The organism is Calothrix sp. CBUCES-K 9914 (assembly GCF_059640475.1).
Genome location: NZ_JBXXZH010000058.1, coordinates 20,802 through 42,131 on the forward strand (window position 1 = coordinate 20,802; position 21,330 = coordinate 42,131).

General features: G+C 42.4%; 30 protein-coding genes. 3 read left to right on the forward strand and 27 right to left on the reverse strand.

What is annotated here, in order from left to right; translation table 11 throughout:
- Positions 1–6: 6 nt before the first annotated feature.
- The 23 genes from rpsM to rplC all read right to left on the reverse strand — a co-directional run bounded on the left by rpsM (position 7) and on the right by rplC (position 12,181).
- Positions 7–387, reverse strand: a complete 381-nt coding sequence (gene rpsM, locus AC2JBO_RS15500) for a 30S ribosomal protein S13 (protein WP_496954547.1) — start codon at positions 385–387, stop codon at positions 7–9.
- 120 nt (positions 388–507) lie between these two features.
- A complete protein-coding gene (rpmJ, locus tag AC2JBO_RS15505; protein WP_015200862.1) occupies positions 508–621 on the reverse strand; it encodes a 50S ribosomal protein L36 in 114 nt (37 codons plus the stop codon).
- A 121-nt stretch (positions 622–742) separates the two neighbouring features.
- Positions 743–967: a translation initiation factor IF-1 gene (gene infA / locus AC2JBO_RS15510; RefSeq protein WP_006196724.1), complete on the reverse strand. Its 225-nt coding sequence runs from the start codon at positions 965–967 to the stop codon at positions 743–745.
- A 267-nt stretch (positions 968–1,234) separates the two neighbouring features.
- Positions 1,235–1,792, reverse strand: coding sequence for an adenylate kinase (locus tag AC2JBO_RS15515; protein WP_496954548.1), 558 nt, complete (start codon positions 1,790–1,792; stop codon positions 1,235–1,237).
- Positions 1,792–3,105 carry a preprotein translocase subunit SecY gene (secY, locus tag AC2JBO_RS15520; protein ID WP_496954549.1) on the reverse strand — a complete coding sequence of 438 codons (1,314 nt, stop codon included), beginning with the start codon at positions 3,103–3,105 and terminating at the stop codon, positions 1,792–1,794. Before secY ends, AC2JBO_RS15515 begins: the two co-directional genes overlap by 1 nt.
- A 78-nt stretch (positions 3,106–3,183) precedes the next feature.
- Positions 3,184–3,630 carry a 50S ribosomal protein L15 gene (gene rplO, locus AC2JBO_RS15525; RefSeq protein WP_496954550.1) on the reverse strand — a complete coding sequence of 149 codons (447 nt, stop codon included), beginning with the start codon at positions 3,628–3,630 and terminating at the stop codon, positions 3,184–3,186.
- A 75-nt stretch (positions 3,631–3,705) separates the two neighbouring features.
- The gene (rpsE, locus tag AC2JBO_RS15530; RefSeq protein ID WP_496954551.1) at positions 3,706–4,236 is read right to left on the reverse strand and encodes a 30S ribosomal protein S5; all 531 of its coding nucleotides are present in this window, start codon (positions 4,234–4,236) and stop codon (positions 3,706–3,708) included.
- A 38-nt stretch (positions 4,237–4,274) separates the two neighbouring features.
- Positions 4,275–4,637, reverse strand: coding sequence for a 50S ribosomal protein L18 (gene rplR / locus AC2JBO_RS15535; RefSeq protein WP_496954552.1), 363 nt, complete (start codon positions 4,635–4,637; stop codon positions 4,275–4,277).
- Positions 4,638–4,640: 3 nt separating this feature from the next.
- Positions 4,641–5,186, reverse strand: coding sequence for a 50S ribosomal protein L6 (rplF, locus tag AC2JBO_RS15540; protein WP_496954553.1), 546 nt, complete (start codon positions 5,184–5,186; stop codon positions 4,641–4,643).
- Between the two features lie 19 nt (positions 5,187–5,205).
- A complete protein-coding gene (rpsH, locus tag AC2JBO_RS15545; RefSeq protein WP_496954554.1) occupies positions 5,206–5,607 on the reverse strand; it encodes a 30S ribosomal protein S8 in 402 nt (133 codons plus the stop codon).
- Positions 5,608–5,628: 21 nt separating this feature from the next.
- Positions 5,629–6,174, reverse strand: coding sequence for a 50S ribosomal protein L5 (rplE, locus tag AC2JBO_RS15550; protein ID WP_496954555.1), 546 nt, complete (start codon positions 6,172–6,174; stop codon positions 5,629–5,631).
- Between the two features lie 138 nt (positions 6,175–6,312).
- Positions 6,313–6,663 (reverse strand): 50S ribosomal protein L24, encoded by a 351-nt coding sequence (rplX, locus tag AC2JBO_RS15555; RefSeq protein WP_496954556.1) that lies wholly within the window; start codon positions 6,661–6,663, stop codon positions 6,313–6,315.
- Positions 6,663–7,031, reverse strand: a complete 369-nt coding sequence (gene rplN, locus AC2JBO_RS15560) for a 50S ribosomal protein L14 (RefSeq protein ID WP_019491996.1) — start codon at positions 7,029–7,031, stop codon at positions 6,663–6,665. Before rplN ends, rplX begins: the two co-directional genes overlap by 1 nt.
- A gap of 61 nt (positions 7,032–7,092) precedes the next feature.
- A complete protein-coding gene (rpsQ, locus tag AC2JBO_RS15565) occupies positions 7,093–7,329 on the reverse strand; it encodes a 30S ribosomal protein S17 (RefSeq protein ID WP_496954557.1) in 237 nt (78 codons plus the stop codon).
- A gap of 2 nt (positions 7,330–7,331) precedes the next feature.
- Positions 7,332–7,553 carry a 50S ribosomal protein L29 gene (rpmC, locus tag AC2JBO_RS15570; RefSeq protein WP_496954558.1) on the reverse strand — a complete coding sequence of 74 codons (222 nt, stop codon included), beginning with the start codon at positions 7,551–7,553 and terminating at the stop codon, positions 7,332–7,334.
- Between the two features lie 3 nt (positions 7,554–7,556).
- A complete protein-coding gene (gene rplP / locus AC2JBO_RS15575; RefSeq protein ID WP_496954559.1) occupies positions 7,557–8,036 on the reverse strand; it encodes a 50S ribosomal protein L16 in 480 nt (159 codons plus the stop codon).
- 36 nt (positions 8,037–8,072) lie between these two features.
- Entirely contained in the window at positions 8,073–8,852 is a 780-nt protein-coding gene (rpsC, locus tag AC2JBO_RS15580) for a 30S ribosomal protein S3 (RefSeq protein ID WP_496954560.1), read from the reverse strand.
- Positions 8,853–8,918: 66 nt separating this feature from the next.
- Positions 8,919–9,284: a 50S ribosomal protein L22 gene (gene rplV / locus AC2JBO_RS15585; protein WP_496954561.1), complete on the reverse strand. Its 366-nt coding sequence runs from the start codon at positions 9,282–9,284 to the stop codon at positions 8,919–8,921.
- Positions 9,285–9,301: 17 nt separating this feature from the next.
- Positions 9,302–9,580 carry a 30S ribosomal protein S19 gene (gene rpsS / locus AC2JBO_RS15590; protein ID WP_019492002.1) on the reverse strand — a complete coding sequence of 93 codons (279 nt, stop codon included), beginning with the start codon at positions 9,578–9,580 and terminating at the stop codon, positions 9,302–9,304.
- Between the two features lie 105 nt (positions 9,581–9,685).
- Entirely contained in the window at positions 9,686–10,549 is an 864-nt protein-coding gene (gene rplB, locus AC2JBO_RS15595) for a 50S ribosomal protein L2 (protein WP_496954562.1), read from the reverse strand.
- A 12-nt stretch (positions 10,550–10,561) separates the two neighbouring features.
- Positions 10,562–10,876 (reverse strand): 50S ribosomal protein L23, encoded by a 315-nt coding sequence (locus AC2JBO_RS15600; RefSeq protein ID WP_496954563.1) that lies wholly within the window; start codon positions 10,874–10,876, stop codon positions 10,562–10,564.
- Positions 10,869–11,501 (reverse strand): 50S ribosomal protein L4, encoded by a 633-nt coding sequence (gene rplD / locus AC2JBO_RS15605; protein ID WP_496954564.1) that lies wholly within the window; start codon positions 11,499–11,501, stop codon positions 10,869–10,871. Before rplD ends, AC2JBO_RS15600 begins: the two co-directional genes overlap by 8 nt.
- A 38-nt stretch (positions 11,502–11,539) precedes the next feature.
- A complete protein-coding gene (gene rplC, locus AC2JBO_RS15610; RefSeq protein ID WP_496954565.1) occupies positions 11,540–12,181 on the reverse strand; it encodes a 50S ribosomal protein L3 in 642 nt (213 codons plus the stop codon).
- 661 nt (positions 12,182–12,842) lie between these two features.
- Here rplC and AC2JBO_RS15615 point away from each other — a divergent pair.
- Both AC2JBO_RS15615 and AC2JBO_RS15620 read left to right on the forward strand, forming a co-directional pair.
- Positions 12,843–13,322 carry an NAD(P)H-quinone oxidoreductase subunit N gene (locus AC2JBO_RS15615; protein ID WP_496954566.1) on the forward strand — a complete coding sequence of 160 codons (480 nt, stop codon included), beginning with the start codon at positions 12,843–12,845 and terminating at the stop codon, positions 13,320–13,322.
- A gap of 422 nt (positions 13,323–13,744) precedes the next feature.
- A complete protein-coding gene (locus tag AC2JBO_RS15620; protein WP_496954567.1) occupies positions 13,745–14,287 on the forward strand; it encodes a DUF3172 domain-containing protein in 543 nt (180 codons plus the stop codon).
- Positions 14,288–14,420: 133 nt separating this feature from the next.
- Here AC2JBO_RS15620 and AC2JBO_RS15625 read toward each other — a convergent pair whose 3' ends face one another.
- From AC2JBO_RS15625 to AC2JBO_RS15640, 4 genes are all read right to left on the reverse strand, one after another.
- Positions 14,421–15,482: an AMIN domain-containing protein gene (locus AC2JBO_RS15625; protein ID WP_496954568.1), complete on the reverse strand. Its 1,062-nt coding sequence runs from the start codon at positions 15,480–15,482 to the stop codon at positions 14,421–14,423.
- 51 nt (positions 15,483–15,533) lie between these two features.
- Positions 15,534–16,067, reverse strand: coding sequence for a hypothetical protein (locus AC2JBO_RS15630; RefSeq protein WP_496954569.1), 534 nt, complete (start codon positions 16,065–16,067; stop codon positions 15,534–15,536).
- 17 nt (positions 16,068–16,084) lie between these two features.
- Positions 16,085–18,268 (reverse strand): cation:proton antiporter, encoded by a 2,184-nt coding sequence (locus AC2JBO_RS15635; RefSeq protein ID WP_496954570.1) that lies wholly within the window; start codon positions 18,266–18,268, stop codon positions 16,085–16,087.
- Between the two features lie 410 nt (positions 18,269–18,678).
- Positions 18,679–19,896, reverse strand: coding sequence for a cation:proton antiporter domain-containing protein (locus AC2JBO_RS15640; protein ID WP_496954571.1), 1,218 nt, complete (start codon positions 19,894–19,896; stop codon positions 18,679–18,681).
- Positions 19,897–20,184: 288 nt separating this feature from the next.
- On the opposite strand from AC2JBO_RS15640, the gene AC2JBO_RS15645 reads away from it, so the two are divergent.
- Positions 20,185–21,330: protein kinase domain-containing protein (locus tag AC2JBO_RS15645; RefSeq protein ID WP_496954572.1), on the forward strand; the 1,146-nt coding region annotated here is incomplete at its 3' end.

A 21,330-nucleotide genomic window follows, 5' to 3' on the forward strand; every position in this document is an offset into this window, starting at 1 on the left:
TGAAATTTATTTGCCTGGTGCTTTCTTCTTACCAGCTACTGTTTGACGTCTGCCACGTCGAGTTCTAGCGTTAGTCCTAGTCCGCTGTCCTCTTACTGGTAGCCCCATACGGTGACGACGACCTCTGTATGTTCCGATATCAACTAAGCGCTTAATATTCATCGCTTCGAGGCGCCGCAAATCACCTTCAACTTGGTAATTGCTTTCGACTTCACCCCGCAACGCTGTAACATCAGCATCACTCAAGTCTTTAACTCGTGTATCTGGATTAACGCCAGTCGCTGACAATATCGCCTGTGACCGCGATAATCCAATTCCAAAAATGTAAGTTAGACCAATTTCAATCCGCTTGTCGCGTGGAAGGTCTACTCCGGCAATACGTGCCACTGTGAATATCTCCCTTTTGCGTTGTTTTTTTGCGTTAGTTTCTTGTCTTGTTTTTTGCGCTGTGTTTTGAACAGCCTGATACTATGTACTTAAGGAACGTGCAATTCAGCTTAAATAACTTTAACCTTGACGTTGTTTGTGTTTTGGATTTACACAAATCACCATCACTCGGCCACGGCGTTTAATAACGTTGCACTTTTCACAAATTCGCTTGACTGAAGCTCTGACTTTCATCGTTTTGACTCCAAATGTTGAATTATAGCATTTTTAGAAAAATATTAGGTCTGTTTTCGAGTAGATATTACCGACAAAAAAATTTTGTGGTATTTTTGTGGTAAAATCCTCTACATAAACCCTACTTCTTCCGCAAACGATAGGTGATTCGACCCTTCGACAAATCATAGGGAGTAAGCTCCACTTTGACTCGGTCACCAGGTAAAATTTTGATGTAATTACGGCGTATTTTGCCGGAAATATGAGCTAGTACGTTAAAGCCATTGTCCAGGTCAACGCGAAACATGGCGTTGGGCAATGACTCTGTTACCGTACCTTCCATTTCGATTAAATCTTGCTTAGACAAGTTATATTTCCTCTTTCCAATCAATTAATATTCCCTATTGGTAGGGATTTTTTTTAACGCTTGTTGTATCGTCCATACTACAAGCACATATCTTTTGTCAAACACATCAACAGTTTATTAATATATCTTATTTAATTGTGAATTGGCAGTGGCTTAAGGGGATAGTTATGGAGCGGCTCGCGCTTGGGAGTGAGGGATAGCTCATGTTGTCATTCCCTCACACCATGAGTTCACAGATAGCACGAACAAAGGACTTATATCCTGATTCTATGAACCGCTAACAGCCTGGTCGATTTCAACAGTGACTTCTTCTAGGGACTGATTACCGTTAATTACTATTAACTGCTGTTTGCCGTTGTAATAGTCAATTAAAGGAGCTGTTTCGGAACGGTATACTTCCAGACGGCGCCGAATTACATCTTCAGTATCGTCTTTACGTCCACGTTCAAGAAGGCGCCCAATCACAATCTCATCGGGTACGTCAAGATTGATAACCTTTTCGCCTTCGTGGTCTAACCTATCAAGCAAAGCTTCTAAAAAACCTGCTTGCTGAACAGTTCTCGGAAAACCATCGAGAATCCAACCTAGTTTAGTATCAGGTTGAGTAAGCCGTTCTTCCACCATATCTTGTACTAATTGGTCAGGAACTAACTCACCTCTGTCCATATAGCCTTTTGCTTTAATACCTAAAGGCGTTTGGTCTTTTAAAGCTTGACGTAAAATGTCACCCGTTGAAATGTGGGGAATTTGCCAGTGATCAGCAAGCGATGAAGCTTGCGTTCCTTTACCAGCTCCAGGTGGCCCCAAGAAGATTAGTCGCGTCACTATTGTTTCACCATTCCTTCATAGCGCTGAGAGATGACGTAGGTTTGAACCTGTTTTGCAGTATCAATTGCTACGCCGACCAGAATTAATAACGAGGTAGCACCCAATCCTTTAAAGGTAGGAACTCCTAGCGCGCGCTCAATTGCAGTAGGAATAATCGCAATCAAGCCTAAAAAGATAGCACCTAAAAAGGTTAGCCGATTTAATACACGCTCAATGTATTCGCTTGTTGCTTTACCTGGACGGATACCGGGAATACTAGAACCCATTTTCTTCAGGTTCTGCGCCACGTCAATCGGGTTAACAATTAAAGAGGAGTAGAAGTAACTAAAGAAAACAATCGAAACAAGGTAAACAAGCGCATAAACCCAAGAACCGCTTCCACCAGGACTCAAATAAGTATTGACTATATTTGCCAACTCAACGTTTTTGGTAAAGTTCGCAATCAACAAAGGCAAACTGAGAATGGCAGCAGCAAAAATAATTGGCATTACACCGCCTTGGTTAAGGCGTAAAGGTAAGTAGCTGCGTTGTTCTGCTAAAATTCGGCGCCCAACTTGACGACGTGCTGAGATAATTGGAATACGTCGAACACCTTCTTGAACGAAGACGATACCAACGATTGTCAATAAAAACAGCAGCAGTAGCACAATTACACGACCAACGGTTTCACGGCTACCTGATTCAACAAATTGAATTGTGTCTCCTAATGACTTAGGTAGCGTTGCCACAATGTTGACAAAAATCAATAAAGATGCGCCGTTACCCACACCACGTTCGGTGATCACCTCAGAAGCCCACATTACGAACATCGAACCAGCAACCAATGCAATTGCAGTTTGAGCTACAAAGAATGGACTAAATTCATATGCGTATGGTCGAAGCCAAAATGATGCCAAGAAAACACTTTGTAGAATTCCCCATCCCAAAGACACATAGCGTGTATATTGAGATAGTTTGCGTCTACCCGCTTCGCCTTCGTTTTTCTGTAAATTTTCTAAAGCTGGGATGGCGGCAGTCAAAAGTTGGATAATAATCGAAGCATTAATATAAGGCAGAATCCCTAAAGCAAAGATTCCTAACGCTGAAAGTCCGCCACCCGAAAAGATATCCAAAAAGCTTAATATCTGATTATTACTGGCTACGGCACGAGCGAACTCCGCACGGTTGATTCCTGGAATTGGCAAATGAATACCAAGACGAATCAACATTAAAATACCGACCGTGACAAGCAGCCGACCTCTCAGTCCTGCTGCTTGTGCCATTTGCATAAAAGTTTCTTGAGCGGTTGGGGGTTTATCTCGACTAATCATAGCGGGTGTTACCTAGAAATAGAATCAGGCGCCTGAGCCGTTGGGATACCTGAATATAAGGCAAAAGCATTCTTATGCTCACCCTATAACTTCACAACTCCCACCAGCTGCCTCAATTTTGCTGCGTGCCGAGCCTGTAAAAGCTGCGGCTTTGACTTGAAGTGCAACACCTAACTCCCCGTTACCCAAAATTTTCAGTGGAGCTTTGCCACCTGTTAGAATCCCTGCTTGTTTGAGTGACTCTAAAGTTACTTCTGTATTTGCGGGGAGCGATGCTAGCTTTTCTACATTAATCGTAGTGTATTCTTTGCGCGGAGCGAGCGGAAAACCCTTCAATTTGGGTAAACGACGGTATAAAGGTTGCTGACCACCTTCAAAACCTGGACGAGTTCCCCCACCAGAACGCGAGTTTTGACCCCGCATCCCCTTACCTGAACTCGCACCTTGACCTGCGGAAATACCACGACCTAAACGGCGCCCACGTTGTTTTGAGCCTGCCTGCGGCTTTACATCATTAAGTCTCATGACTTTACACTTAGTCCTTAATTACACAACTACGCTTGGAGAAGAAAGATTTTTTTGATCTTTTTTTGATTCCTACTACTGCGCGTAGAGATTTTCAATTGGAACACCTCGGTCTTCAGCGACTTCCGAGAAAGTACGCAAAGTTGATAGTGCGTTAACTGCGGCACGCGCGTTGTTTAATGGGTTGTTCGAGCCGAGTTGTTTCGCTAGGATGTTACGAATTCCCGCTAGTTCCAAAACAGTACGCACGGCGCCACCTGCAATTACACCAGTACCTGGAGATGCTGGACGCATTAGAACTTTTGCACTACCACCAATACCGTTAACTGGGTGAGGTATAGAGTTAGATTTTGTCATTGGGATGTCAACAAGGTGCTTCTTACCATCAGCAACACCCTTTTTAACGGCGCCGATAACATCAGAAGCTTTACCAACACCAACACCAACTTGACCGCGTTCGTTGCCGACAACAACGATGGCACGGAAGCTAAGTTTTTTACCACCTTTTACAACTTTACTAACACGGCGAATTTGAATAACCCGTTCTTGCCAGTTGGTTTCTTCCTTTTTCGCTCGGTTCGCTTTACGACGACCACCTGTAGCCATATTTATATTCCTGTGTTTGCTGTTACTTTCTAACTGCTTTAAAAATCTAAACCAGCTTCACGCGCAGCTTCAGCGAGAGCTTTGACGCGACCGTGATAAAGATTACCACCTCGGTCGAATACAACCTTCGTAATACCTTTTTCAAGTGAACGTAGGGCAATTAATTTACCAACTTCGCTACTTGCAGAGCAGTTTCCTCCCGAAGAAATTTTCTCTTTAATTTCGGGTTCAACGGTTGAAGCTGCCACTATAGTATGTTGAGCAGTATCGTCGATAACCTGGGCGTATATATGGTCGTTCGAGCGAAAGATAGATAAACGTGGACGTTCGGGAGAACCATTCACTTTGCCACGAATACGTTTATGGCGCTTAGTTTTCGATTCTTTGCGAGTGAGTTTCATATTCTACTTCTTACCCTTACCAGTCTTACCAGCCTTACGAAGAACCACCTCACCCGAATAACGGATACCTTTACCTTTGTAGGGTTCGGGTGGTCGAACCGCGCGAATACGTGCGGCAGTGTTACCAACGATTTCTTTGTCGTAACCGCTAACAATAATGTTTGTTGGATTTTCTACCGCAAATTGAATTCCTTCAGGAGGTGGAATTTGCACTTGATGGCTATAACCCATGCTTAATACAAGATTACGACCTTGAAGGGCAGCACGATAACCAACCCCTTGTATTTCCAACCTCCGTTGGAAACCAGTTGATACACCTTCTACCATATTGGCGACAAGTGTACGGCACAAACCGTGTAGCTGACGCGATGTCCGCGACTCGTCGCGACGGTTAACATTAAGCGTTTCTCCTTCTTGAGCAACTGAAATGTTAACTGGCAATTCGCGAGAAAGTTCGCCTTTTGGACCTTTGACAACTATTTTGGCGCCATCCAAAGTGACTTGGACTTTAGCAGGAACTGTAATCGGACGTTTTCCAATTCGAGACATAATGTTTACCTACCTACCCTTACCATACGTAGCAAAGTATTTCACCACCAACATTTTGACGGCGTGCTTCGCGGTCGGTCATAATGCCGCTTGACGTTGAAATTATTGCAATACCGATACCACCAAGAACTCTTGGTAGGTCTTTCCGGTTTGAATAAACACGCAGTCCGGGTCTGCTAACTCGTTTGAGAGCGGTTATTAAAGGTTGGCGACCTTTACCCTTGTATTTCAGGGCAATCACCAAGTTCTTCTTTACACCTTCACCTTTTTCTTCAAACTCGCCAATAAAACCTTCTTCTTGCAGTACTTTTGCAATACTGCGAGTCATTCTTGTCGCAGGCACTTCTGTTGTTTGATGCCGTGCCATGTTAGCATTGCGGATGCGCGTGAGCATATCTGCAACTGTATCGTTTGCCGCCATCTTTACCTCAATGTCATGAACTTACTGCTCGCGAAACGGCATACCCATTTCTTTTAATAATGCGCGACCTTCTTCGTCGCTATTCGCTGTTGTGATAATAGAAATATCCATCCCGCGAATTTGTTCGATTTTATCGTACTCTACCTCTGGAAAAATCAATTGTTCACGAACCCCTAGGGTATAGTTACCACGTCCGTCAAAGCTTTTAGGGCTAACACCCCGAAAGTCGCGGATTCTTGGCAGTGTCAAATTGATAAATCTTTCTAAGAAAGAGTACATCCGGTCGCCACGTAATGTCACCATGATACCAACAGGCATCCCTTGGCGGATTTTGAAACCAGCAATCGCTTTTTTCGCGCGCGTTACAACGGGCTTTTGTCCTGTAATTAAAGCTATTTCAGCCAATGAAGCTTCGAGAGATTTTGCATTTTGTGCAGCTTCTCCCATTCCTCGATTAACAGTAACTTTAATCACCTTGGGGACTTGGTGAACATTCGTATATTCAAACTGTTTAATCAGTTTAGGAACTATTGTTTCCTGATATGTAGTTTTGAGTTTGCTTGGCATAATCTTGGATGAATAGTCTTGTTAGTCCCTGGTCTTTGTCAGGAAAGTAAATGAGTGATAAGTGCTGAGTGCTGAGTGCTGAGTGCTGAGTGCTGAGTATTAATTCTTAACTCCTAACTCCTAACTCCTAACTCCTAACTACTTATCAACTATTTCCCCAGTTTTCTTGAGCATCCTTACTTTCTTCCCTTCGGCTGTTGTTGTGTAGCAAATGCGACTAGCGACATTTTGCTTGGTGGAGTACAGCATCACGTTAGAACTATGAATGGGATACTCTTGGGTAACAATTTTTCCTGACTCACCCTCTGCTTGAGGTTTGACGTGTTTTGTTTTGATGTTCACGCCTTTTACAATGACTCTGCTATCTTGAGGAAGCGCTTTGATGATTTCCCCAACTTTGCCTTTGTCTTTGCCTGAGATTACCTGAACGGTATCACCTGTTTTGACGTGCATCTTGTGAAATTTCGGCTTTTCCTTTGTTTTAGCCATTACAGCACCTCCGGCGCCAGCGAAACAATTTTGGTAAAGCTTTTATCGCGCAGTTCACGAGCTACTGGTCCAAAAACGCGAGTACCTCTAGGATTACCATCTTTATTGATAATTACTGCGGCGTTATCGTCAAAACGAATACTCATGCCGCTATCTCTACGGATAGTGTGACGAGTCCGAACGATAACTGCTTCAACAACATCAGATTTTTTCACTGCCATGTTGGGTGAAGCATCTTTGACAACTGCGATAATGCGGTCGCCGATAAAACCGTAACGACTATTACCTGCACCCAGTACGCGGATGCACATCAATTTCCGGGCGCCGCTGTTATCTGCGACATTTAAATAACTTTGCTGCTGAATCACGATTTGCTCTCCTTCGCTTGTTAAACCGTGAAATCACGATTTACCTGAATGACTAATCAATTTATTTGAGGATTTCTGTGACTTGCCAGCGTTTGGTTTTGCTCAAAGGTCGAGTTTCAGAAATACGAACGCGGTCGCCGATTTTGCACTGATTCTCTTCGTCGTGAGCTTTATAACGCTTGGTCTTCACAACAATTTTTTTGTACTTAGGGTGGGGAGCGCGGTTTTCAACGGCAACAACTACCGTCTTTTGCATTTTGTCGCTAACCACCAAACCAACTCTTTCTTTTACTGCCATAATTACTCCTGACTTTGTTTCGCTGCTGCACGTTTACGCTCGTTTTCTACAGTTAATAGCTGTGACAGACGGTGGCGAGCATGACGAAACTGATGAGGCTTTTCTAACTGACGTGTGGCTTTTTGCAACCGCAACTGAAATAATTGCTTTTTAACAGCTAGTATTTCATCTGACAGTTGGTCGTCGCTCAAGTCTCTTGCTTCCGAAACTTTGGAAAGTGGCATTACCTACTCCTCGGTGACAACCGTTTCACTACTCACTGGTTCGTCTGATGATTCTTCATCAACAACTGGTTCGATTTGGGAACGCGAAATAAACTTTGTTTTGATTGGCAGCTTGTAAGAAGCCAAACGCATTGCTTCGCGCGCTATTTCTTCACTAACACCAGCTATTTCAAACAAAATCCGACCAGGTTTAACTACAGCCACCCAAAATTCTGGGTTTCCTTTACCAGAACCCATCCGGGTTTCTGCCGGACGCATTGTTACAGGTTTGTCAGGGAAAATACGTATCCAGATTTGACCACCCCGACGAATATAACGGGTCATGGCTCGACGTGAAGCTTCAATTTGCCGACTGGTTATCCAACATGGCTCTTGTGCCTGAAGCGCAAAATCTCCAAACGAGAGAGAGCTACCGCGCGATGCCAATCCTTTCATTCGTCCGCGCTGCTGTTTGCGGAACTTAGTTCTTCTTGGACTTAACATAATTGAGTACCAAACAATCCCCAACCCAAAATCGATTTATCCTTCATTTGAACGGTCTTCAAATTGCTGACGGCGCCGTTGACCACCTCGACGACGTTGCTGGTCACGGTCTCCACGGTCTCCACGGTCGCGGTTCGCTGATGGAGGGGCTTCGGATATTTCCTGTCCAGGAATAATTTCTCCCTTAAATACCCAAACTTTGATCCCAAGGATTCCGTAAATAGTTTTCGCAGTGCAATAAGCGTAATCGATATCAGCACGCAAGGTATGCAAAGGCACACTACCTTCACGCGAAGCCTCTGTACGTGCGATTTCAGCACCGTTGAGACGACCACTAACTTGAATTTTGATACCTTGCACACCAGCACGTTGCGCGCGTTGAATCGCTTGACGCACTACTCGACGGAACGAAACCCGACGTTCGAGCTGCTGTGAAACATACTCAGCAATCAAGTAAGCATTAGCATCAACTCGCTGTACTTCAACAACGTTGATACGAATTTGACGGTTGCTGCCTAAAAGCTGTTGTAAACCAGTTCGTAGTGATTCAATACCTTGACCACCACGACCAACAACAACACCAGGTCTAGCAGTACGAACTTCAAGGTCGATTTGATCAGCCTTACGCTCAATCCGAACTTCAGAAATCCCAGCGTTGTTTTGTGCGTATCTACCCAACTTTTCGTCTATATACTTACGAAGCTTATAGTCTTCCTGTAAAAGCTCTGGATAACGATTTGGGTCGGCAAACCAACGAGATTGATGTTCTTGTGTAATCCCTAGGCGAAAACCTACTGGATGAATCTTCTGTCCCACAAATACTTCCTCTAAAAATTTCTTACTGTAGAAGTTTAATTACTTGTGTAATCAACGCTCATTTACTTATTCCGCAACTGCACCCGCAGCTACAGCAAGAGTAATATGACAAGTAGGTTTGCGAATTTGATATGCTCGACCTTGCGCTCTAGGTTGAAAACGCTTGAGAACTGGACCTTGGTCAGCAAAAGCTTGAGTAATTACTAGTTCCGCGCGGTTAAGTCCGTTATTGTGTTCCGCGTTAGCTGCGGCACTTCGCAGTAACTTTAAAACTGGGTCACACGAGCGATAAGGCATAAATTCTAGAATTACCAAAGCATCGCGGTAAGAACGACCGCGTATCTGGTCGAGAACGCGACGCACTTTATAAGGTGACATCCGGATATAGCGTGCGACAGCTTTTACTTCAGGACTCGTAACTTCATTTGCCATAACTAAAATCCAAAATTCTATCTTCCACCTTTCTTATCGCTCTTAGCATGACCACGATAGGTACGTGTAGGAGCAAACTCTCCTAATTTATGACCGACCATTTGGTCACTTACAAACACAGGAACATGCTGTCTACCGTTGTGTACAGCAATTGTATGTCCAACCATTTGCGGCAAAATTGTTGAAGCGCGCGACCAAGTTTTAATAACTTCTTTTCTATTGGAAGCGTTTAGTCTATCTACTTTTTTGAGCAAATGGTCTGCAACAAAAGGACCTTTTTTTAGAGAACGACCCATAACAAAATTTAGTAGTGAGTAATGAGTGCTGAGTGCTGAGTTCTGAGTGCTGAGTGCTGAGTGATGTTTTACTTTACACTCAGCACTCAGCACTTTTAACTCTTTTTACGATTCGCGTCCGCCACGTCCACGTTTCGATGTCTTACGACGGCGGCGTACAATATATTTAGAACTTGGGTTCTTACGTTTGCGGGTTTTCATACCCAACGCTGGTTTACCCCAAGGTGTTACAGGTCCAGAACGACCGATTGGCGCCCGACCTTCACCACCACCGTGTGGGTGGTCTACTGGGTTCATTACACTACCACGAACGCTTGGACGACGACCCTTCCAACGATTCCGCCCAGCCTTACCAGCACTGAGGTTTCGCGCTTCGACGTTACCTACTTGTCCAATTGTTGCGTAGCATTCGCGACGTATCATACGGACTTCAGTTGAAGGTAACTTCAAAGTTACATAATCGCCTTCTTTCGCTACTACTTGGGCAGCGGCGCCTGCGGAACGCACAATTTGTCCACCTTTACCAGCTTTCAACTCGACATTGTGAACAGTTGTACCCAAAGGAATATTTGCTAAAGGTAAAGCGTTGCCAATTTCAATTGGAGAAGTTGGACCAGCAATTATATTTGTTCCAACTTTTAAACCAGCAGGCTGAATGATATAACGCTTCTCGCCGTCTTCGTATTGCAATAAAGCAATCCGAGCGTTACGATTTGGGTCATACTCAATCGCTGTAACCGTTGCCGAAATATTACGCTTGTCGCGTTTAAAATCGATAATCCGATAAAGTCTCTTGTGTCCACCACCACGACGACGACTTGTAATACGTCCTTGGTTGTTACGACCTTTCGCACGGTGTACGTATACCGTTAAAGACTTTTCAGGATCCTTTTTAGTAATTTCTGCGAAGTCGGAAATTGTGACTTGTCGCGTACTGGGAGTGTAGGGACGGAAAGAACGAGTACCCATAGTTTTGCTTCTTTACACTTCTGGGAATAAGACTTTTCTGATTTTCTCTTCATCCCCAGGAGCGACTGTGACTATCGCGCGTTTGTAATGGGGCTTATATCCAATAAACTTACCAACACGGCGCTTTTTACGCGGTGGATTGGCAGTATTTACTTTTACAACTTTGACATCAAATAAGCTTTCGATTGCCGCTCTGATTTGCAGTTTGTCAGCTTTTGGAGCAACTTCAAACGTGTATTTATTTTGCTCCATATTAATAGTCGCTTTCTCAGTCACAATCGGGCGACGTATTAAGTCAGGTAAGTCACGGGTGTCAAACCTAGGCACTGTAAACCTCCTGAATTTTTTCTAAAGCTGAGGCGGTAACAATAATTTTGTCCGCGTTTAGCAAATCGTAAACGTTGAGTTGGTTTGCTGCCAACAACTTTAGATTTTCAACGTTACGAGCTGAATAATATACGTTGTCGTTACGTTCTGAAGTAATCAATAAAGTTTTGTTTTCTGGCTCAGAACCCCAGCGTGTTACTGCCTGCACCAATTCTTTGGTTTTGGGACGAGACATTTGCTCACCGAATTCTTCTACAACGATTAAATCGTCAATCCGGCTTGCAAATGCTGTTCGCAGTGCTAACTTCCGCTCTTTGCGGTTCATATCTAAGTTGAATTCGCGCGGTCTAGGGCCAAAAGTGACACCACCACCACGCCACAACGGTGAACGTATCGAACCAGCACGCGCGCGACCGGTTCCTTTTTGGCGCCAAGGTTTGCGACCACCACCTCGTACTTCCGAACGGGTTTTAGTATTAGCCGTTCCAGAACGAGCATTGGTCATTTGTCGAACCAAAGCCCGATGCACGATGCTCGAAGCTGTTTTTTCCTTGGCAACCTTCATCTCGAACGTCTTCTGTCCGACCTGCTCACCTTGCCAATTTTTGACTGTACACTCAAACATTTCTGTTTCCTTTGTAAGCAATTACTAATAACCGACAGTTAATTTTGTCTGCCGACTAAATTGGCTGGGACGACGTTTACTAAAGCTCCAGGTTTGCCAGGAATAGCTCCCTTGATTAGCAACAAATTACGTTCATTATCGACTCTAATGACAGTTAACTTTTTAACAGTTATCTGCTTACCACCAAGACGACCAGCCATCCGCATACCAGGGAAAACGCGACCTGGGGTTGTACCCGCACCAATCGAACCTGGTTCACGGTGGTTTTTAGAACCGTGTGACATGGGACCTCGACCGAAGTTATTGCGTTTTTGGTTTCCCGCAAAACCTCGACCAATACTAGTACCGCATACGTCTACAATTTGACCTGCGCTAAAAATATCTGCCTTAATCTGTTGACCTAAAGAATACTCGCTGGAATTTTCAATGCGATATTCCCGTAAGTGACGCAACGAAGGGGCTTCTGACTTAGCCAAATGTCCCAACTTCGGTTTGTTTAAACTTTTAGCTCTCACTTCACGATAGCCAACCTGAATGGCAGAGTAACCGTCGGTCTGTTTTGTCTTTACTTGTGTAACAGTGCATGGTCCCGCTTGAATGACTGTTACAGGAATTGCAATTCCCGCTTCGTCAAATATTTGGGTCATGCCCAGTTTGGTGCCGAGAATACCTACAGACACAGTTACTGGTTCTCCTTTTTAATACGTACTTTTGTACTGATTCTCTTGATTCGGATTTTCGGGCTAAGTTACTAACACTTTGCCCACGCTTGGTAAATCCTTCCTCTGGTCGCGCCAGTATGATGAAGAGTCACTATCAAAGTAAACCTTCGTCATGCTTCAAGCAATGCTAAATTAACTTTGCTTTTAGTACAGCAGTGACACAGCATAAGCTGCAACTGCTCTCTTCTCTGTGGCGCCTTCAAATGGACTTAGACAGCTATTCGCTTCCAGTATCCTTTTACTAAGAGTTGCGTAATGCTCCAAACCAACACTACCACTTAGCTTTCGCCTTCACTTTAGCTTCAACCAAATCCGCAATTCGTGACCTAGACATTATAGTATATCTTAGTCATTTATTCACGCTTATTTTTCTATGACTTTTGGGCACAAGTCATATACTGAATTTATTTTATTTTGGTCACAATCTAATATGATACCTTGTTGATTAGTTTTTGTCCAGATTTTTTTGCCAGATTTTTTTGAAACTGATTTGCGGCTTTCTTCTCCAACCGCACCCAATCATTAATACCTAATGCTGACTATAAGTTTATTGCCTAACTTAAATTAACAGTTTGGAGTTGATAATAGATATATTTAAGTGGGATATGACTAAAAATCTATGGCACTAATAACCACTGGTAAAGGATTAATCCGCGATTTAGAGAAATACGGCGCCCTAGGCGTTTACGTACCCCTAGAGGGAGGTTTCGAGGGTCGGTATCGGCGCCGCATACGCGCAAACGGTTACACTACCCTTAACTTCACCGCGCGCGGTTTGGGTGACGTAGCTGCATATCTAACTCGTATCCACGGTGTGAGACCTCCACACCTTGGTAAAAAAAGTAATGCTTCGGGTGCGGCAGTTGGTGCTGTATACTACTTACCACCAATTTTGACGTATCAAATAGAACAGTTACCACCCAAATCGAAAGGTTTAGTACTGTGGATCATTGAGGGACATATTCTCTCTGACCAAGAGTTGGAATACTTAGCAGCGCTACCCAGCATGGAACCAAAAGTCAAAGTAATTATCGAAAGGGGAGGAGACCGCAGTTTCCGTTGGACACCTTTGGAAAAAACCTTGGCTGTAGCAAGCTAATAACATAAATGTGGGTCAGGCATCCTGCCTGACCATAATATAAACGTATGTTAGGCATCTTGCCTGACTACTGCAGACTGTTTGGAAATTTAAGTCAAAAGTTTTGGTGTGTAGGCGCTAATAGTAAGTAGTAGTTTATGTGATTAATTCTTGGCTATTCTCTCTTCTGACCTCTTTCTTTGTGCCCTTTGTGTCCCTTCACTTCGTTCAAGGGAAAGCTTTGTGGTTCATTCCCCTCTCCGTGTACTTTGTGTCTCAGTGGTAAAAAACTATATGACTGCACAGGCGGGACGCCTATGCTACGACTGAGCAAAATTAATGAAACAGACATTCTTCAGCACAAATGCGCTAAATAATAGTCATACTGATACTAAAGGGAGAACCATTTACTCCCGAATACATTAAACTTCTATAAAGTAACAATGAGACGTAAACCTCCTGGTAGACAGGCTACTTCTTCTTCTAAACCATCTGCTTTTCAATCTCCACTTTTCAATTTCACCACCATTGCTATTTTGGGAGGGGTATTTGTGCTGGGGATTGGGATTGGTATAGCTTTTAGTTCGACAACTACATTAACTCCCTCGAACGTCGCATCGCGCGAATTTATTGACACCAAGGCGCCAAACCCAGAGATTTGCGTTCAGTATGGAGCTAGCGCAATGGTTATGGACGCACGGTTGTTTGTAACGCTCAACCCATTTAACGTCTACGTTGCTCAACCGAGTATGCGTCCCGGATGTGTTATTCGGCAAAACAACTGGGCTATTTTAGAGCAGAGAAAACTTATAACTTCTCAACAAGTTAATGACTGTAAAAACCGTTTGAACACTTTTGGTTTTACAGGCAACTTGGACAATGAAAAACCTGATATTCGCTGTATCTATCAAAACGAAGCAGCTCAAAACTTCTTCCTTACACAACCAGGGGCAGTTGGGACACCCCAAGAAACGGATAGATTTTAAATGTTTTGGATTATTTCAATTTTGGATTTTCCCGGTATAGGGACATGAATAGATTTTAGATTCAATCCAAAATCCAAAATCTAAAATCTAAAATCTAAAATCTAAAATCTAAAATCTAAAATCTAAAATCTAATCATCTTTGAACTGGTAAACTTTGACCCCAAGGAACGACTCCTGAACCATTGTCGTTGTTTGGGTTGTTTATGTTACTTGGGTTGTTTATGTTACTTGGGTTGTTTATGTTATTTGGGTTACTAGGATAAGTTGGAACTGTGAAATTAGGTGAAATCAATGGTGGAGTACTAATAATTCCTCCTGGTGGTTGATTTAGAAAGGTTGCTGGTGGGAGCATTGAACCGCCAGGTATTTGTGAAGGATTACTTATAGAAGGGTTATTTGTAGTTAGTGGGGGTACACTGACAAACGGTTGTTGCGGATTATTATTATTTACTGTAGGCAAGTTCGTTCCAGGTTGTGTAGGTAGGGGTTGCTGGTATGGAGCAATTCCTTGTTGTGTATTTGGCTGTGGTGCGTAAATACCTTGTTGTGTATTTGGCTGTGGTGCGTAAATACCTTGTTGTATGTTTGGTTGTGGTGCGTAAATACCTTGTTGTATGTTTGGTTGTGGTGGATAGATTTCTCTGAACTGTGTGTTTGGCTGTTGTGGATAGATTCCCGGCGCCCCATTATTTATTCCGTTATTTATTCCATTATTTACATAGCTAGTAACAAACGGACGTAGTACCCAAGCAGTCGCAGAAGTTTGCCCTAGAAATACTTGGTTGGGATTAATTTGTGTACCTGGCGCCAAATCCATGACAATACGTGTATCGCTTGCATTAAATTGGGAAAGGCGAATACGTTGAATGGCGCCATAGTAACTTTGTTGGGTAGGAACTAACCCTAATTTAGTACCAGGTAAATCTACAACCAAGCGTGATGGTTGAGAAAGAAAGGAAACTTTTGGAGCAGAAGCAGCAGAAAGAGTAAATTCGAGTTGTGCAATTTCGGGAGAAAAGCGCCAATTTTGAAGTTGAGCATTTGGCACAACGGCTATACTGATACTTTGAAGCGCAAACACTACACACAAGCTTACTATGCTGATTGATAATAATCGCTGATACCAATTGCCAACTTTTCGGAGGCGCCCAAATCGCAAACTTGAAAATAGTTTACTTTTACTTGTCTTCTGCATTTTTAGCATTTTACTATCCTTTGCTATCACAAAGAAACCGATTCGCTATTGTTATGACTGTCTTGATGGTTCTTGAGGTTTCTGGGGAATAGCATTAAATTTTATGGATTTTGGTAAATCATTTAAAGTGATTTGCCCAGAAAACCCTCCTTGAGGCTCTAAGCTAGCTTGTAACTTCAAGAAAGCAAAACTGTGATTATGAGATGTTACTTTAGCACGGGTTGCAGTTGCTTCAACATCACATAAGTTAATTTTATCTACTTTCCCCGATAAGCTTAGAGAATTATTGTTGAGTTTGCCATTTAACAGAAGATTATTTTCTTCGTTAGTAGATATTTCTTTGTTCGTCGAACTTGATAACAAAGACGCATTTAGGAAAATTCCTGATTGTTGAATATTTAATACCAAAGTGTTTTTTTCGCAGTTGGATAATTTGTCAGCGAGTACAAGATTGTATTTGCCGCTTATTGGTTTCGACGCTTTAAGGTTGCTTTCTCCATAAGCTGTTACAACTTTGAAGATAATTAGAACTGAACTGATCGCAACAGCATAAAAGGCTAGAGATTTGATATTAAATTCATGCATGATGATGGAACCTTTTCCTATAAAGCTACTTCTGAATGCATATCTGCAAGTGCAGAAGCAAGATGTGCTGTGACTTGGCTATAACGACGGGTAATTAAAAGAGAAGAATGGCAATGAATAGCCAGTTGGTCAGTATATCTACCTAGAGTTTGCCGTTCAATACCCCATGTACGACTTGTGCCTGCAATCGTCAAATCAACTCCTGCGGATGCTGCGACTACGGCTTGAATTGGTTCAACTGCTTCGACGGTTTCTATGTGGATACGCTCTTGTATATCCGATGGCAGTTTTTCCATGATTGTTTGCACTTCATAACTTAGTTCTGGTTTAACATGTTTATCTGTGACAACTTGAAGTATTTTCAAAGTGCAAGTGTCTTTATTTATGAGTAATCTCAGTGCTAAGATTAAAGCTAAATCGTCGTGAATATTAGCAGAAAACGGTACTAATAAACGTTCTATATCTTCTTTACCTCTGTCTATATAAACCGCAACATCAACGTTAGCAGTACTAAGTATTTGACCGACTCTACCACCTAAACGATTTGTACTGAAGGCTGGACGGTGCCATCCAAGTAGTATTAAGTTTGCTTGTTCAATAGCTGCAATTATCGAGGTTTCACGCGCGACATTGTTGGTAATTCTAACTATTGGCTTAACTTGTGAACGAATTGCTGGTTCGAGACGATAAATTAATTCCTCCAATTCTTGCCGACGCTGACTAATCATTTTCTCTGCTTCAGCAGGAGTGCTTTCAAATGCATAATCTTCAGGAAGTTCGATTAAGCTGAGGGGATTTACAATTGCGTTTTGGTGCCGATTAATTGCAATTGCGGTTGCTAGATGTAACAATCCCTTTTGAGTACTGGGGTTAGCAACGGGCACTAAAATTCTGTAGGCAGGGTCGAGTAATTCTATATTAACTGTTGCTGTATCTCCAACTTCGCTCTCACTCTCAGGTTCGACAATATCTTTACGAATCAAATGCTTAGGATATGTCAATTCTAGTAACGGCGAAGTCATAAACGTTGTCACTAACGCCATAATTACTAACATTGTAAATAGTAATGGCGAAATCACTTTCAGTTCTAATCCAATATTAAGAACTATTAACTCAGTTAAACCACGGGTATTCATTAACCAACCGAGAGCAGAAGCTTCACGGTTGTTGATACCACAAACACGTGCAGCAATATAAGTACCTACATACTTTCCGACAATTGCTACAGCCAATACGAGCAAGCACAATCCCCACAATTGTGGACTATTGAGTAGACCTATTTGTGTTTTCAATCCGCTGTAAGCGAAGAATACTGGTAGCAAAAATATTAAAACAAAGTCTTCTGTTTTAACGGCAAGTTCGCGTACTAAACCCTCGTCTTTGGGCATAACCGCCCCTAGCAGAAATGCACCAAAAATTAAGTGAATACCGATGTATTCTGTGATTAACGCTGACGCAACGACACCACTATAAATCATTGCCATCATCAACTGATTTAATCGTCTCGCGCGCTGATAATGATTGGAAAGACGTTTTAGAAACCAGCGCCCGACCGTAAACATAAACCCGATGTAAACTAAACTCTCAATGATAGTCAAAACCGCCTTCTGGTCGATACTACCATTACGTGCCACAGCTATCGCAACTGCTAAAACACACCAAGCCGTTACATCATCAACTGCTGCACAAGTTAATGCCAACGTTCCTAACCGCGTTCGATGTAAGTTATTCTCGGTTATAATACGCGCTAGTACCGGAAACGCGGTAATTGACATCGCAGCGCCTAAAAACAAGGCAAACGCGGTAAATGGTACACTGCTGGTAGATACTAAAGGGTACAGTATTACCGCTAAGAACGTTCCCAAACTAAATGGGACTAATATACTAACGTGCGAAGTCAAAATTGCTATTTCTAAGTTGCCTGTGAGGTATTTAGGGTTTAGCTCCAACCCAATCAAAAACATGAAAAATATCAACCCTACCTGTGACAGCACATTCAAAAAAGGAACAGTTTCAGGAGGAAATAAAGCAGACGCTAACCCAGGAGCAACCATACCAAACAGTGAAGGACCCAGCATAATACCAGCGACAATTTCACCGATTACTAACGGTTGATTAATCCACCGGAATGCTACCCCTACAAACCGTGATAATCCTATCACTATTAGTACTTCAAATAAAACCAGAACAACTACGTGCATATGAACCTCACCCTTCTTCAATCCGGTGTTCTTAGATAATTCTGGAAAACAGTCGTAAAGTCAACTATTATCAGTTACTCGTTTGAGTAACAATCATAGTGTTTTAATTCTTCCTGATAATTCTTAACCTTTGTCCACTTTCTAACATGAATAAATTTTTATGTCGAGTTAATTAGTTATCAGTTTTGGAAAAAATCGAGATTAATTTGAGCTTAATTTTATATTAATAATTTAGTTTACTTTTTGTTATTTTTTTTAATGTGTTAAGCTAAAATGCATGACAATTTTTATATATCTCAGGAATCTTGTGGGGTGAGCATCCCTGCCCACCTTACACATGAACGGGCAAGGATGCCCATTCCACAAGTGTCTATTCCACAAGAGATACAGAATTAAATTTTTGGAAGTTCCTAAGCTAATGCTTTTTCGTGGCTTGTTCCTTGAAGTAAAAATGCGACCAGCGGAGATGTCATCAGCGTCGTCAAAATTGCCATGATTACCATTATTGTAAATAATGTTGGAGTAATGATTCCTTGCTCTAAACCAATATTAAGAATTATTAACTCCATTAACCCACGCGCGTTCATTAAGGCGCCAATAGTTGCAGCTTTCCGCCAACTCTCACCAGCAATTTTTGCAGCAAGCATACAAGCAATTCCTTTACCTAAAATTGCCAAAAGAACAATTATTGTAGTTACTCCCCATAAAGCAGGAGTATTTACTAGTCCAATTTGTGTGTTTAATCCTGAATAAACAAAGAATATTGGTAGCAAAAATCCAGTCGTTAGAGATTCAACGGAGGAGCTTATTTCTTTTGCAAATTCTCCCCGTGGCATAGCAGTTCCTAAAATAAATGCCCCAAATACTGCATAGATACCTGCGGCATCGGTTAACCAGGAACAAAACATCAAAACTGTTAAAACAAGCGTGAGAATTTGAGTCGTCATGCCATCACGCGCTAACATCCGTGAAAAAATAGTCAGAACCGGACGACCAATAAATATAGTAACAAGTACATAACCAATACCACCACCAATCGCAAATGCAGCAATACCCGCACTTGCTTTGATACTAGCTAACACAATCGCCAGCAAACACCAAGCTGTGGCATCATCAATAGAACCCGCTGCCAGTGCTAAAGTGCCAAAGCTAGTTTTGGCGATACCACGTTCGTATAGCATTCGCGCGAGCATTGGAAAAGCGGTTATTGACATTGACGCACCCAAGTACAGCGCAGCTTCACCGACTCCAACACCAGACTTAAACAAATCACCTCGTGCGTATAGAAACAAAGTTGCTGCTGCACCCAGGCAAAACGGCGCCGCTATTCCTGCAAAAGAGACAAAAAAAGCGCTTTTGAGGCGCCGCCGTATCAAATCGGTATTAAACTCCAAGCCAATCAGAAACATGTAGATCACAAGTCCAATTTGGCTAATGGCAAATAAAATTGACATTGATGGGTTTGGAATTTTTGCCCCTGTTGCCAAGATAAGCGGTGCCTTGGGAAACAGCCATTGCTGAAATGCTGGTGCCAATAAACCAAATAGCGATGGTCCAAGCATTATACCAGCAATCATCTCACAAACAACATCGGTTTGCCCCAGGTAGCGCCGCCCTAATATAGTCACAACTCTGCAAGTGACCAGAATTACAGTCAGTTGCAGCAATAGCCTAAGAACTAAATCAAAATTTGACATTTAGTTTATTTAAAGAGTCTTAATTAACTACAAGCACAATCCGATAAAATCTATAGCGTATATATTATGGTAAGCATAACTACGAATTGAAACTACAAATGTTACTAAGATTTAACGTGTACATGACTGTACTATTGCTACCAAAAGTCCGAAAATGAGATTAGAGGTATTGAATTTATCTTTGAATATCCTACTCAACGTGGTTGAAACGAGCGCGCGATGCTAAACAGTCTACAAGACGGACGCTATCGAATAATCGCAGCTATTGGAGGCGGGGGATTTGGGCGCATTTATGTTGCAGAAGACACACGGCGTCCTGGCAACCCTAGGTGTGTTGTCAAGCACCTCCAGCCTGCAAGCAGAGAGTTAAATTTTTTGGAACTGGCGCGGCGCCTATTCAACACCGAAGCAGAAATTCTTGAAGAACTCGGTCGGCACGAGCAAATACCTCAACTACTCGCATATTTTGAGGAAAACGAGGAATTTTACCTAGTTCAGGAATTTATCGATGGCATTTCGCTCTCAGATGAAATTCACAGTCATACTAAGTTTGATGAAGCTCAAGTGATTTTGCTGTTGCAAGACGTTCTTGGTATTTTACAATTCGTCCACTCGCATCAAGTCATTCATCGCGATGTTAAACCAAGTAACCTAATTCGGCGCGCGAGTGATAGTAAATTAGTTTTAATAGACTTTGGTGCAGTTAAACAAATTCGTATTCAGCTTGTAGAAAATTCCGGTCAATCGGAAATGAGTGTTGCAATTGGCACTCAAGGTTACATGCCGAATGAACAATCTGCTGGTAAACCAAGATTTAATAGCGATATTTACGCACTTGGAATAGTAGCAATTCAAGCTCTAACCGGGTTACGTCCCTCAAAGCTGCCTGAAGACCCTAACACTGGGGAGATAGTTTGGCGCCATGAAGCCAAAGTTAGCAACAAGCTTGCGGATATCATCGATAAAATGGTGCGTTATGACTTTCGCACGCGCTATCAATCTGCAACGGAAGTACTACAAGCTTTACACGAATTAACAAATCCGTCCTTAGCAAGTAAGCAGTACACTTGGAAACAATTTCTCCGTAGTGGTTTAAGTGTTATTGGCATCAGTTGGCTAGTTACCACAGCATTAGTTTTGGGAGTTCGCGAACTTAAATTACTCCAACCATTGGAACTCGCAGCTTACGACCGAATGATGCGGTTACGGTTTACAACTGAGTTTTATCAAAGTCTTAGTTACGAAGATAAGGTAGACCAAGACACTGACCCAAATTTACTGGTGGTTAATGTACCCAATCAAGATAAGTTAGCACAAAAGAATAACGATACAATAAATCAGCTATTAGTAAAACTTCAATCTTAC